This is a genomic window from Sedimentibacter sp. MB35-C1 (assembly GCF_030913635.1).
Classification (GTDB): domain Bacteria; phylum Bacillota; class Clostridia; order Tissierellales; family Sedimentibacteraceae; genus Sedimentibacter.
Genome location: NZ_CP133188.1, coordinates 2,501,268 through 2,513,791, shown reverse-complemented (window position 1 = coordinate 2,513,791; position 12,524 = coordinate 2,501,268). Strand labels below are relative to the sequence as shown.

At 33.9% G+C, this 12,524-nt stretch carries 12 protein-coding genes; 8 read left to right on the top strand and 4 right to left on the bottom strand.

Translation table 11 applies throughout. The features are described 5' to 3' along the window. Positions 1-321: 321 nt before the first annotated feature. On the bottom strand, positions 322-966 hold the full coding sequence (locus RBQ61_RS12045; RefSeq protein WP_308137559.1) for a DUF4397 domain-containing protein: 645 nt from the start codon (positions 964-966) through the stop codon (positions 322-324). A 468-nt stretch (positions 967-1,434) separates the two neighbouring features. After that, positions 1,435-1,557: a hypothetical protein gene (locus RBQ61_RS12040; RefSeq protein WP_308137558.1), complete on the bottom strand. Its 123-nt coding sequence runs from the start codon at positions 1,555-1,557 to the stop codon at positions 1,435-1,437. Positions 1,558-2,025: 468 nt separating this feature from the next. On the opposite strand from RBQ61_RS12040, the gene RBQ61_RS12035 reads away from it, so the two are divergent. The 4 genes from RBQ61_RS12035 (at position 2,026) to RBQ61_RS12020 (ending at position 6,962) form a co-directional block, all read left to right on the top strand. Continuing rightward, on the top strand, positions 2,026-3,039 hold the full coding sequence (locus RBQ61_RS12035; RefSeq protein WP_308137557.1) for a dipeptidase: 1,014 nt from the start codon (positions 2,026-2,028) through the stop codon (positions 3,037-3,039). Between the two features lie 428 nt (positions 3,040-3,467). Beyond that, a complete protein-coding gene (gene ftsH / locus RBQ61_RS12030; RefSeq protein ID WP_308137556.1) occupies positions 3,468-5,285 on the top strand; it encodes an ATP-dependent zinc metalloprotease FtsH in 1,818 nt (605 codons plus the stop codon). Positions 5,286-5,488: 203 nt separating this feature from the next. Continuing rightward, on the top strand, positions 5,489-5,671 hold the full coding sequence (locus RBQ61_RS12025) for a hypothetical protein (RefSeq protein ID WP_308137555.1): 183 nt from the start codon (positions 5,489-5,491) through the stop codon (positions 5,669-5,671). Positions 5,672-5,909: 238 nt separating this feature from the next. Beyond that, complete coding sequence (locus RBQ61_RS12020) at positions 5,910-6,962, top strand: homoserine dehydrogenase (protein WP_308137554.1); 1,053 nt, start codon at positions 5,910-5,912, stop codon at positions 6,960-6,962. A gap of 128 nt (positions 6,963-7,090) precedes the next feature. Here RBQ61_RS12020 and RBQ61_RS12015 read toward each other — a convergent pair whose 3' ends face one another. Both RBQ61_RS12015 and RBQ61_RS12010 read right to left on the bottom strand, forming a co-directional pair. Next, on the bottom strand, positions 7,091-7,525 hold the full coding sequence (locus tag RBQ61_RS12015; protein ID WP_308137553.1) for a GNAT family N-acetyltransferase: 435 nt from the start codon (positions 7,523-7,525) through the stop codon (positions 7,091-7,093). 403 nt (positions 7,526-7,928) lie between these two features. After that, complete coding sequence (locus tag RBQ61_RS12010) at positions 7,929-8,552, bottom strand: TetR/AcrR family transcriptional regulator (RefSeq protein ID WP_308137552.1); 624 nt, start codon at positions 8,550-8,552, stop codon at positions 7,929-7,931. A gap of 194 nt (positions 8,553-8,746) precedes the next feature. Between RBQ61_RS12010 and RBQ61_RS12005 the strand changes: the two genes are divergently transcribed. The 4 genes from RBQ61_RS12005 to RBQ61_RS11990 all read left to right on the top strand — a co-directional run bounded on the left by RBQ61_RS12005 (position 8,747) and on the right by RBQ61_RS11990 (position 12,361). Then, on the top strand, positions 8,747-9,244 hold the full coding sequence (locus RBQ61_RS12005) for a flavodoxin family protein (protein WP_308137551.1): 498 nt from the start codon (positions 8,747-8,749) through the stop codon (positions 9,242-9,244). Next, positions 9,245-9,877, top strand: a complete 633-nt coding sequence (locus RBQ61_RS12000) for a hypothetical protein (RefSeq protein WP_308137550.1) — start codon at positions 9,245-9,247, stop codon at positions 9,875-9,877. It begins immediately after the preceding gene. 152 nt (positions 9,878-10,029) lie between these two features. Next, positions 10,030-11,484 carry an FAD-dependent oxidoreductase gene (locus RBQ61_RS11995; RefSeq protein WP_308137549.1) on the top strand — a complete coding sequence of 485 codons (1,455 nt, stop codon included), beginning with the start codon at positions 10,030-10,032 and terminating at the stop codon, positions 11,482-11,484. After that, the gene (locus tag RBQ61_RS11990) at positions 11,477-12,361 is read left to right on the top strand and encodes a tocopherol cyclase family protein (RefSeq protein WP_308137547.1); all 885 of its coding nucleotides are present in this window, start codon (positions 11,477-11,479) and stop codon (positions 12,359-12,361) included. Before RBQ61_RS11995 ends, RBQ61_RS11990 begins: the two co-directional genes overlap by 8 nt. The last annotated feature ends 163 nt before the right edge of the window (positions 12,362-12,524 follow it).

Sequence of the window (12,524 nt, the reverse complement as noted above, 5' to 3'; positions counted from 1 at the left end):
ACCTCCATTAAAATGATATAGAAACTTTGCAATATTGTTAAATTTTTCAAAGTAGATCATTAAATATCAATAAAAAAGAAATATATATTTCGTGGATTTGCACCTCGAGGCCCGCCTCCATAGAAAATTATGGAAAATATTAAAAACTCTTCAAATTTAAAGAGTTTTTTGATTGTGGGCGAATTTTTAATTTGCTTCTAATCAACTGACCCAATGTATAATACAGTTGAAAATTGGGGTAATTTTTCAGACTGTAAGATTGATTAATTACTATAAATAAAAAAAGTTGCTCGAATCTTTTTGAGCAACTTTTTTAGAAATTTATCTTGGTTCAGTAACCAATAATGCATCTAATTCTGGAGTTTCTCCTACTAATCCAACTGCATAAATAGTATAGAAAGTATTTGGGTTTAATATAACATTAGGAACAGTTAAAACAACATCATTTGTTCCAGTTGGGGTTACTCTAAACGTATATGTTCCTGATGGAACACAAGTATAATTAGCTATGCCCTTGTATGGTACATTGCTAAAAACAATCGTATTATTAGGCAATTTTATATCCACAGCAGGCGCATTTGGAGATAGATGGATAAATCTTACACATGACAAGCCAAATTTATTGGCGGACGTTGGTTCTTGTACCGGATATAAGCTAATATTAGGCAGTTCACCAATAGCAGCTATGGTATAAAAAGACTTTTCAGGTACATAGACGCTTTCATCAATTACAGGACTTGTTGTACTTCCTGTAGGATAAACTTTAATATTATAATTACCGGGTGGAACAGATATATATGATGATAATTCTTTATAAGGAAGGTTTTTTATAATAATATTATCATCAACATAAACATCTACTGCAGGTGCATTTGGAACTGCATGGAGCACTCTAATATTTGAATTCATTTGTTGCTGTAACATATAGCATTCAGCTAACATGTTGGCATATGGATTATAATACATTACTTTATCTCCTTTATACATAGTATTTATATTAATATATGAGGTTAGTATTAAAAGGTGATATATGCAGTCTTATATATTAGTTTATTTGTATCAAAATTAATTATAATTCAACGAAATAATTTTTAAGAGATATTTTATAAAAAAATTCTAAAAGTAAGTAATACATGATGGCAGAGAGTACGAAATTTAATAATCTATAAAAACTCGGAATTTCTAAACAAAAAGCATGGGAATTTGCTAATACAAGAAAAGGGTATTGGAAAATTTCCAATAGCCCTATCTTAGCAACTTCGATGACGAATACCAGACTTGAAAAAGCTGGGTTAGTGTCTTTGCTTAAAATATACACATACAAATGTTAATTCTACGCCGTATACCTAACGGTACGTACGGTGGTGTGAGAGGACGGTAATTAAATTAATTACCTCCTACTCGATTTTCTTTAAGCATCAAATTTATTAATTATTAATCTAAGTCAAATCCGCCACAACATGTGCAATAAAGTATTACCAATAACAAGAAGAAAAACAATAGACTTGAATCAATTCCACCTATTCCACCTACTCTATCTTTATTACAGAATCCCATATTTAACCTCCTAAAATAATATTTTAACTTATTATATGAATAAAAGCGTAGACTGCTACACAATATCAAATACATCAAAAATCTCCTTATATTTTAAAATGAATTATTTATCAGCTTATACTTTGCATATTAATAAAATAATATGAATCTTGAAAATTCTATATTTAATAAATTATTTACCATTTACGAAAATAATATTAATACAATGTCCTCAAGCGTGAGGACATTAATTATGTTAAAAGAATTGTTATCTTTTCATTGCTTTATGAAGAAATATTAGATATAATTTAGAAAAGCAATTAAGTGGTAAATTTTACTAGAATTAAAAAGCAAAAGGCAAGACCACGTTGCACTTTTATGGCAGAACAAGCTTTAAAATTATACATATTTTATGCTAATTTGTTTATGGTCAACATTTTGAGAGCTTAATGTTATTCAAATTTATACATAAATTAGGAGGGATTTTATATGTGTGAAAGTTGGAACATCTCAAAAGACGCTGAATTATTACATGAACAGGCTTATGTTGTAGATACTACGCTGCCAATAATGCCAGGTAGTAAATTTTCTAACTTGTTTGATGCACTTAACAGAATGAAAGCAAATGGGTTCAATTACGCTTCGATTACAGTGGCATCAGATCTACACAAAACTATGGAAACTGTAAAAAATGTTACTTTGATTAAAGCACTAGTGTTAAGCAGGTCAAAAGATATAATTTTTGTAAAAAAAGTTGATGACATTAAACGTGCTAAAAAAGAAAACAAGCTGGCGGTAGGTTTCCATTTTCAAGGAACAGTTCCAATCGGAACTAATTTATCAATGGTTAAATTTTTCTATGATAGAGGAATAAGACATATGCTTATGGCTTACAATGCGAAAAACAGGGTGGGCTATGGTTGCCATGAAGAAGACGACAAAGGATTAAGTGAATTTGGATACAAATTAATAAAAGAGATGAATAAGGTAGGAATGATTGTAGATGTAGCTCATACAGGATATCGTACTGCCATGGAAACAATTGAAGCATCTGAAGCACCGGTAGTTGTAAGCCACGGCAATGTTGCAGCGGTAACTAATCATCAAAGATGCTATAAGGATGATCAAATAAAAGCTATAGCTCGAAATGGAGGGGTATTTGGAGTAACCGGTTTTGGATTATTTTTAGGCAATGATAAAAATTTGGTTGAGCAATATGTTAAAAACATTGATCACATAGTACAGCTTGTAGGACCTAAACATGCGGGAATAGGACTTGACTATGTATATGATATGGATGCATTTGTGAGATTGGCAGATACAAACCGTGAAAAATATCCTGAAGATGGAGGATATATTAGTAACACATTACATCAGGTTGAAGTAAATCAAATTCCCCAAATTACAGAATCTCTCTTAAAACTAGGATATTCTGACGAAAATGTACGTGATATATTAGGAGACAATTGGCTGCGTATATTCTCACAAGTTTGGAAGAATTAGTTTTGATAGAAGGATTAATTACGTAGGAATGTATAATGTTACATTTTAAAAACCACAGCAGGAATGTTGTGGTTTTTTGCTATGATAGCAAATTTACCGCAATTTTATAATATTTGCTTGGTCTTATCACTAATAATGTTTTGCTTTTTATGATTTTATACTTTTCATTCCTTAAATTTTAAAAGTTTGTTGAAAAGCAAAAAATGTTAATTAAATAACTTGACAAATAATTGATGGCTGTATACAATCATCAAATGATAGTAATTTTATTAATTTAAAAAAGGAATTAAACAGCTTAAACATGCAGAAATTTTATTTCTGTATTCATAATATACATAAAGATTTCATCGAAGGAAGGGTCCTAATGTATTTTTAAGGTCCTTTTTATTTTATACAAAAAGTTAATTTAGTTGTAACAGGAGCTAATTATGAGTGAAAACAACAAGAGTAATAAATCAGAATTTATTATTTTTTATTACATTGCATCAATTTTTATTATTATGTACATAAATTGGATGCTTCTTCCGGTTTTAGCAAAGCCGGTTATTAATTTGTCCACACAGGAAGAGTTTGAAGGTTATATTGATGCTGATGAAGTAATCGTGGTGGAAATATTGAAAGATGACATTTTGTATACTGTAAAAGATTCAAATGGTAATACAAAGCATTACAAAACACAATACAGTGATGTAACTGAGCTTATAAATCGTTTAAGGGGAAAAGGCATTGATATAGGTGTGGTAGAATTGAATAAATCTGACTATTTTGTTGTTTTACTACTCATTCTTGTGGTTCCTATTATTTTGGTTACATATTATGGAATAAAACTTAATGACAAGTTAAAAGGGAATGACAAGCTTGCCGATGAAGAAAAAGATAACAATAAAACAAAAGATAAAGAAACTAGAAATAAAAAAACTTTTTGTGATGTAGCTGGACAGGAGGAAGCTAAGGAATCATTGATTGAAATCGTTGATTATCTTTCTCATCCGGAGAAATACAATGAAATCGGGGCCGTGTGCCCTAAGGGAATACTTTTGGTTGGGCCTCCTGGAACGGGAAAGACGCTGCTTGCTAAAGCAGTTGCAGGGGAGGCTAATGTTCCGTTTATCCCTGTTTCAGGTTCTGAATTTGTTGAAATGTATGTGGGCAGAGGAGCATCAAGAGTGCGAGATTTATTTAATAAGGCGTCAAAGAAGGCACCTTGCATCGTATTTATAGATGAAATTGATACTGTGGGCAAGGCTCGTGGAATCGGTGCCGGAAATAATGAAGAGCGTGAACAAACATTAAACCAGCTGCTTACGGAAATGGACGGCTTTGAAGAAAATAAAGGAGTTGTAGTTTTAGCAGCAACCAACAGACCGGAAATCCTGGATCCTGCACTTCTAAGGCCTGGACGTTTTGACAGGCATGTTCGTGTAGAACTGCCTGACATGCAGGGGCGTGTTGCAATACTAAAAGTTCATGCTAAAAAATGCAAAATGGAGCCGGATATTGATTATAATCTAATTGCTAGAGCAACAGCCGGTGCTTCAGGAGCTCAACTTGCCAATATTGTTAATGAAGGCGCACTTCGGGCAGTGAGAATGGGAAGAAATTTTGTCAGCCATTTGGACCTTGAAGAGTCTGTTGAAGTTGTATTAGCTGGAGAGCAGAAGAAAAATCAAATTTTAAGTTCCGAGGAAAAAAAGATTGTATCATATCATGAAATCGGACATGCATTGCTTGCAGCAGTACAAGCTAACAGTGCTCCTGTGCACAAGATTACTATAATACCGCGCACGTCAGGTGCTCTTGGGTATACCATGCAGATTGAAACAAGAGACAAAACTTTGATTAACAGATCAGAGACAATAAATAAAATTGCAATGTTTTGTGCTGGCAGAGCTGCAGAGGAACTTGTTTTCGGAGAATGCACCACAGGAGCTTCCAACGATATTGAACAAGCCACTAAAATAGCACGCGCAATGGTTACAAGGTATGGCATGACAGATGAATTTGATATGATGGCTATGGAAACTGGAAGAGGTAATTATTTGGGCGGCAATTCACAAGTTATATGTTCACCGGAAACAGCCAAGGAAGTAGACAGAGCGGTGCTGTTAATCATTAAGGAGGCTCATCTAAAAGCTATGAAAGTTCTTAAAGAAAATGAACAAAAGCTTCATGAACTGGCAGAATTTTTATATCAGGAAGAAACAATTACAGGTGAGCAGTTTATGAATATCTTAAATAGGAAATAATGAGTTAGTTTTTTATGTAAATTTGTAAGGCTATTGAGATTAAGTTAATTCTTCCAGGGTATATATAAAGTAAATTTCTTTAAAGGAGCTGTGCTTCGGATATGTTGATTATCGAGGATAAGGCTAGGGATTATATTCTGGAAAAAGGCGGTACTGCTACAATTGAAAAAATCAAGAGGTGCTGCACATGAGCATCTGTAGCTTTGCCAAGCGTACGGTTAGGTGAACCGAAAGAAAAAATAGGGTATGAATTATATAAAATAGATTCTATTAATGTGTATATATCTAAAAGTCTTAAACCAAACAGAGAAAATGTTCATATAAAGCTCAGCAGTCTGTTCGGTGTTTTAAAGTCTTTGAATGTATTTGGCTTTGAAATTTTGTAATATTATTTAAATCTATACTAAATAAAAAACAGAAAGTTTTTCTGTTTTTTTGTTTGTTAATAACACATGCAATTTGAGTTTATAAGCAGACGGTTTTTCAGAAATTTAAAGGGTGTGTCAGAAGCGTTGCAATACATGTAAGATATATAAGAATATTATATATTGAACAGTGTTAGTATAGATGGTAAAATAGTATGAAAACGTAACTATGCATTATATTTATAATAAGGAGATAAAAATGGGAAAATGTTATATTAGTCTGGCGATCCTTGGCTTTGGTAACGTAGGTCAGGCATTTGCAAGACTGCTTTTAGAAAAACATGAAGAAATATTCGAAAGATATGGATTTAATATAAAAGTTGCAGCCATATCTACAGGAAGCAGAGGTTCATTGCTAAATAGCAACGGTATTAATTTAAAAAGAGCTTTAAAGGATATGAGTGAACTTGGCAGATTCAATAAAGAGAATACAGATTACTCAGTAATGAATTCTATGGAAATAGCGAAAAACGCAGATTATGACGTTCTTATGGAACTTACTCCTCTTAAAATTTTTTCTGGACAACCTGCGATAGAACACATTGCATCAGCTATAGAAAGAAAAAAGCATGCAATAAGCGCAAATAAGGGACCTATTGCATGGGCATATAAAAACCTCAAAGAAAAGGCTTTAGAACATGGAGTAAAGTTTTATTATGAAACGGCAGTAATGGACGGAACACCTGTTTTCAATCTTGTGGATGAAACACTTAAACTTTGCAAGGTAACAGAGGTTAGAGGAATTTTAAATTCCACAACGAATTTTGTTTTAGAAGAATTATCTAAGGGCAAAAATTATGATGATGTTATAATGGAAGGGAAAAAGCGTGGCTTTGTAGAGGCTGATCCTTCCATGGATATTGAAGGGTGGGACGCTGCAGCAAAAACAGCAGCATTATTAAATGTTTTAATGGATGCAAATATTACCCCTTTGGATGTTGAGCGAGAAGGCATTGAAACAATTACCCTTGAAAAAATAAAAGAGGCAGAAGAAAGAGGCAATGTAATAAAGCTTGTTTGCTCAGGAAAAAGTACAGGCGGGAAAATTGCAGCTATTGTTGCTCCTCAGGAAGTGCCCAAAGGTACGTTATACGCAAGCATAAACGGTACCACGTCTGTTGTGAGCATTACAACAGATTTAATGGGAACCATATCTGTTGTTGAGCATGATCCTGAAATTGAACAGACGGCGTACGGTGTTTTCAGCGATCTCATAAGAGTTGTTTCAAACTGCCACACAGTTAGTCGGTAGTGTCAGCAATAAAATAACAATTATAAGTAATATAATTTAAAACGCCTTGCTTTGAAACTTACAGCAAGGCGTAATATACATTATTTTCTTTATCATTCTATGAATTAATAAATCATGCAACTATAATTTTAAAGTTTAGTTTTAAGCAAGAGGTTCAAGCTTACTTCTTTTGTGCTTTCCTCTATGGAAGTATCCTTAATTACAAAACCTGTTTTCTCATAAAATTTTCGTCCCTGCATGTTTTTTTCAAATACTTCAACTTCCAAGGCATCAAATTTATCTAGGAATACATTTACTAAAGCGGTTCCTATCCCTTTTCTCTGATGAGCGGGATCGATGAATAAACCTCCAATTGAATTATCAACCATTGATATGAAGCCTACTATTTTGCCATTTATTTCTGCTACTCGCGTATCAGAAACAGGTAAAAATACATTTCGTATTTCTTTTTCTTCACTTATAAAATGTTCTTCAGGTAAAAAGGAATGAGCAATTTTGCTTGATTTTTTCCAAACATCCATCATGTTGTCAACATCATTGGAAACATATTTTCTAATTATCATAACATTATCCTTTCTTTCATAAAAGATAATATTATAATATATTTTATTCAGAACAAACGCAACTATAACTTTATAGAAAATTAAAATGTAAAATTTTTGATGCTACAAAAATAAATTGTAGTGTAGATATTCGTAAAATTTGTTTATTATATAATTAATTTTATTAAAATAAATATTAAAAATTAAATGTTTCTTTTACTATTATTAAAAGATATGGCAACAATCCTCAGGGAAAGGCAACAAGAGCAGAAACTGCTGTATTTGTGGAAAGAATATATAATCTGATGCAGCAGGACTAAACAAATGATCGGCCGGATTCCCGGCCTTTTTTTACCGTAAATTCAACACTATAAAGTGTCAATTTAAATTTAATTATGCGGTTAATTAAATGATATGCAGGTTGCTATTTAAGAAATTTTTCATTAAAGATGATTTTTTCCGCTAAATCTAAAAAGTTGGCATTAAACGGGGAGTTTTCTTTATTGGCGGATAATACGGAAATTCCGTGTACCAATCCCCAACAGTACAATATAAGCTCATCCTGTCCCATATAGTTATTTGCAGAGGCGGCATAATTTTCAACAGCTCTATAAAAAACAGCAAAAGGATCTCTGTTTTTGTAATGTTCATTGCTACAATTATCCGAGCTTTCACTTTTGTCGCAAGTAAATTTAATTTTGCTAAATATGTTGCTTGAAAAAAGCAGATGCAAATATTCCGGATTCTCCGAAAAGAAACGTATGTAGGCAATTCCCATTTCTTTAAGCTGTTTGGAGTGATCATCCGGATACTTTAATGCAGCTTCATTAAGACTGTCATAGAATGAACGCATGGCTTCTTCCATAATAGCTGCAATTAATTCATCCTTATTTTTAAAATGCCGATAGGGGGCGGTCTGACTGACATTGCAGGATTTAGCCACCTTACGCAGAGAAAAGTTTTCGTATCCTTCTTTATCAAGAATCAGCAATCCCTTTCGTATAAGTTCTGACTTAAGATTTTCATGATGGTAGTTTTGATTTGCCACTATTTAGTTCATCCTTTCATAAAAGAAAATTTTACATAAATAGTGTAACACATAATGTTGACAAAGTAAACATTGCGTACTATAATATTGTTGACACTGTAAACATTGTGAAATTAAAGAGGGTTGATCTTCATATTAATTTCTCATTGAAGTAAATTATTAATTTTTGATGATTATGTAGAAAGGAAAAGAAAATGAGACTAATTATTCACGATTTGTCCCCTGAGCAAGTACAGAAAATTTTGCCTCATGGGGAGGATGTACGTATCATATCAAAGGGCGGATCTATTCATCCGTGTATAGGATGCTTTGGATGCTGGATTAAAACCCCTGCCCAATGTATTATTCGCGATCAATACGGGAATATGGGTGAATTTTTATCAAAATGTGATGAGCTGATCCTGATAAGCCGGTGCGTTTACGGAGGTTTTAGTCCTTTTATAAAAAATGTATTGGATAGAAGCATATCTTACATACATCCGTACTTTATAACCAAAAATGGAGAGATTCATCATAGAGCTAGGTATAATCACAATTTCAATCTTAGTGTTTATTTTTACGGAAATGCAATCAGCGAACGAGAAAAATGTGTTGCTCGTGATTTGGTAAAGGCTAACTCTATCAATTTGCACTGTAATATAAAGAATATATGTTTTGAGACAGAGGCTGAAGCATTGGGAGGTAGAATTTAAATGAATATTTTATTTATTAACGGCAGCCCAAAAGTAAATAAAAGTGCATCAGGCATGTTGCTGGATGAGCTGCGGGATTACATGCAGGAACATGCAATTGTTCAGTATTCACTAAATGTAAACAAAAAACCGGATTCTGTCTTGCTTCAGTCTTTGTCCGAACAAGATATCATTGTTCTGTCATTTCCTCTGTATGTAGACAGTATTCCATCTCATTTTCTGCATTATCTGACTGAGATGGAAAATTATTTGAAATATAATTCATCCAAAGCGGTTGTATATGCAATTGTAAACTGTGGATTTTATGAAGGGCATCAGAATCGCCACGCGCTTGAAATGTTGAAAATCTGGTGTACAAAAGCAAATCTTAAATGGGGCCAAGGTCTTGGCATAGGTGCAGGTGGCATGCTTGCAGGGCTTGGTAATGTTCCTAAGGGAAAGGGTCCACGCAAAAATGCATCTGCCGCATTGTTGGAGCTTGCAAGTAATGCAGCAGAAAAACGAAGCGGAAAAGATATTTATGCTTCGCCGAACTTTCCTCGTTTTCTTTATAAGGTTATGGGAAACATTGGCTGGCGGACCCAGGCTAAGCGGAATGGACTTAAAACAAAGGATATTTTTTTGCAGAGATAATCATATGTATAATGGGATATTGTAATAATATCAGCTGCTTGAGCTGTAAATAGAATAACTGTTAAATAAAACTCTCTTATTAAAAATTAAATAAACTAAGGCTTCGTTTATAATTTCTATTTTTGCATAACCTATTTGAGAGGTGAAATAAAATGGAATCAATTTGGATTAAAACGTCCAGTCAGCCGGATTGCGGTACATTGCATGGAGATTATTCAACTGAAGCAGCGGTAATAGGTGGAGGCTTGGCTGGAATATTAACAGGATATTTTTTGCAGCAGAATAACGTGAAGACTATTATAATAGAAGCCGATGAAATCGGGCATGGTCAGACGAAAAATACTACTGCAAAGATAACATCGCAGCATAACTTAATTTACAATAAGCTATTGGAGAACTTCGGAAAAAAGAAAGCAGAACAATATGCAATGGCAAACCAGCAGGCTATTGACCAGTATCGTTATATAGTTTCAAAAGAAGCCGGAGACTGCTTTTTTGAAGAGCTGCCTGCTTACTTGTATTCAACAAATCGTCAAGATATTCCAGTGCTTGAGAAGGAAGTACGGGCGGCAGAAAGGCTTGGCATCCTTTCGATGTTTACTGAAAATACCACCCTACCGTTTGAAGTAGCAGGTGCAGTGAAATTTTCTAATCAGGCGCAGTTCCATCCTTTAAGGTTTTTGGAGGCTATTTCTAAAAATCTTACGGTTTTTGAACACACAATGGCAGAGAAGGTAGAAGGCAATCGTATTTTAACTGACAAAGGAATCATTACGGCAAAACATATTATTTTTGCTACTCATTTTCCTTTTATTAATGCACCTGGTTATTATTTTGCAAGAATGCATCAGGGGCGCAGTTACGTGCTTGCTGTTGAGGGAGTCCCCAAAATTGATGGAATGTATCTTGGTGTAGAAGACACAGGATTATCCTTCAGAAGTTTTAATAACGTGCTTCTTCTAGGCGGAGGCAGTCACCGTACAGGAGAAAATTCCGCCGGAGGGAAATATAAAACTCTACGAGAAAAAGCATCAGAATTTTATCCCAAAGGCATAGAAATAGGTCATTGGTCTGCACAGGATTGCATGACTTTAGATGGCATACCATATATAGGACAGTTTTCTCATTCAACTCCCAATTGGTATGTTGCTACTGGGTTCGGTAAATGGGGTATGACTGGCAGCATGGTTTCTGCCATGATAATTTCTGATTTAATTAAGGGAAGAGAAAATTCATATAGTGAGCTGTTTTCACCTTTGCGTTTCACGCCCTCATCTTCTGTAAAAAATTTAACTTCAAATCTAGGTCAGGCTGTAAAAGGAATATCAAGGCAGGCGCTTTTTATTTCAGCTACAGATTTAGATGATTTGCCTGTCGGGCATGGAGGGATAATTAAAAAGGAAGGAGAAAACATAGGGGTGTATAAGGATGAAAATGGAAGAATCTATGCTGTTTCAACAAGATGCCCACACCTTGGATGCCAATTGGAATGGAATCCAGATGAAAAAAGCTGGGACTGTCCATGCCACGGCTCTAGATTTGATTATAAAGGCAATATTTTAGATAATCCAGCACAAATAAATTTAGAGACATCTAAATATGAATAACTCTTTAAATAAAAGGCAAAAAGGTTATTTCGAAGGATGGTATTTTAAGCAGCAGGATATGGATCATACAGTTGCATTTATTCCTGCTTTTCATACAGACAATAAAGGTTATCCTGCGGCATCACTGCAGATAATTACTGATAATTTTACATATAATTTTAATTTTCCTGCTCAGATGCTACACGTAAACAGAAAAAAATTTATTATTGAGCTTGGAGAAAATATTTTTTCTAAATATGGATGTAAAATTAATTTGGAGTCAAAAGAATGTTCGGCACATGGAAACATATGTTTCGGACCATTGTTACCACCTGCCTATGATATAATGGGCCCGTTTTGCTTTGTACCTTTTATGGAGTGTCGTCACAGCGTATTCAGCGTTTACCATAGGGTGGACGGTGAAGTTTTAATAAATGGCAGGAATTATTATTTTGAAAATGCAGCGGGGTATATTGAAGGAGACAGAGGACACTCTTTTCCAAAAGGTTATATCTGGACGCAATGCTCTTGGAACGAAAACAGTATAATGATTTCTGTAGCTGAAATTCCATTTGGTCTCTTTAAGTTTGTGGGGTCCATAGGAATTATACTTTTTAACGGAAAAGAGTATCGCATAGCTACATACTGTGGAGCTAAGGTTATAAAAATCAGCAACAACTTCATTAGTTTGAGACAGGGATCTCTTATATTGGAAATAAAGCTTTTGTATGGCAAGAGTTTTTTGCTTAATGCACCTCAGTCAGGAATTATGACAAGAAAGGTAAGAGAAAGTGCAGCATGCCGCGTAAGATATACGTGCTATTCGGACAATGAAGTACTTTTTGATTTTGTAAGCGATAGAGCAAGTTTTGAAAATAATTGGCAGGGTGCACGGTAATGGCAATAAGCTTCATGGAGACTATATGGCTCTTTTGGAGCTTTTTTATTAATTAAAAAAGAGATATATGCTAACTTCTAAAAAGTTAATTGAAAAAAATATTTATATGCGTTAATATAATGTAAGCAATAGCTTATAAATTAAGCAAATATGAGTTCGGAGG

Bases quoted from the DNA above. Each gene is read 5' to 3' on its own strand.
- RBQ61_RS11995 (WP_308137549.1), top strand. From the start codon at position 10,030: ATGGAATCAATTTGGATTAAAACGTCCAGTCAGCCGGATTGCGGTACA.
- RBQ61_RS12015 (WP_308137553.1), bottom strand. From the start codon at position 7,525: ATGATAATTAGAAAATATGTTTCCAATGATGTTGACAACATGATGGAT.
- RBQ61_RS12045 (WP_308137559.1), bottom strand. From the start codon at position 966: ATGTATTATAATCCATATGCCAACATGTTAGCTGAATGCTATATGTTA.
- RBQ61_RS11990 (WP_308137547.1), top strand. From the start codon at position 11,477: ATGAATAACTCTTTAAATAAAAGGCAAAAAGGTTATTTCGAAGGATGG.
- RBQ61_RS12000 (WP_308137550.1), top strand. From the start codon at position 9,245: ATGAATATTTTATTTATTAACGGCAGCCCAAAAGTAAATAAAAGTGCA.
- RBQ61_RS12040 (WP_308137558.1), bottom strand. From the start codon at position 1,557: ATGGGATTCTGTAATAAAGATAGAGTAGGTGGAATAGGTGGAATTGAT.
- ftsH (WP_308137556.1), top strand. From the start codon at position 3,468: ATGAGTGAAAACAACAAGAGTAATAAATCAGAATTTATTATTTTTTAT.
- RBQ61_RS12035 (WP_308137557.1), top strand. From the start codon at position 2,026: ATGTGTGAAAGTTGGAACATCTCAAAAGACGCTGAATTATTACATGAA.
- RBQ61_RS12005 (WP_308137551.1), top strand. From the start codon at position 8,747: ATGAGACTAATTATTCACGATTTGTCCCCTGAGCAAGTACAGAAAATT.
- RBQ61_RS12020 (WP_308137554.1), top strand. From the start codon at position 5,910: ATGGGAAAATGTTATATTAGTCTGGCGATCCTTGGCTTTGGTAACGTA.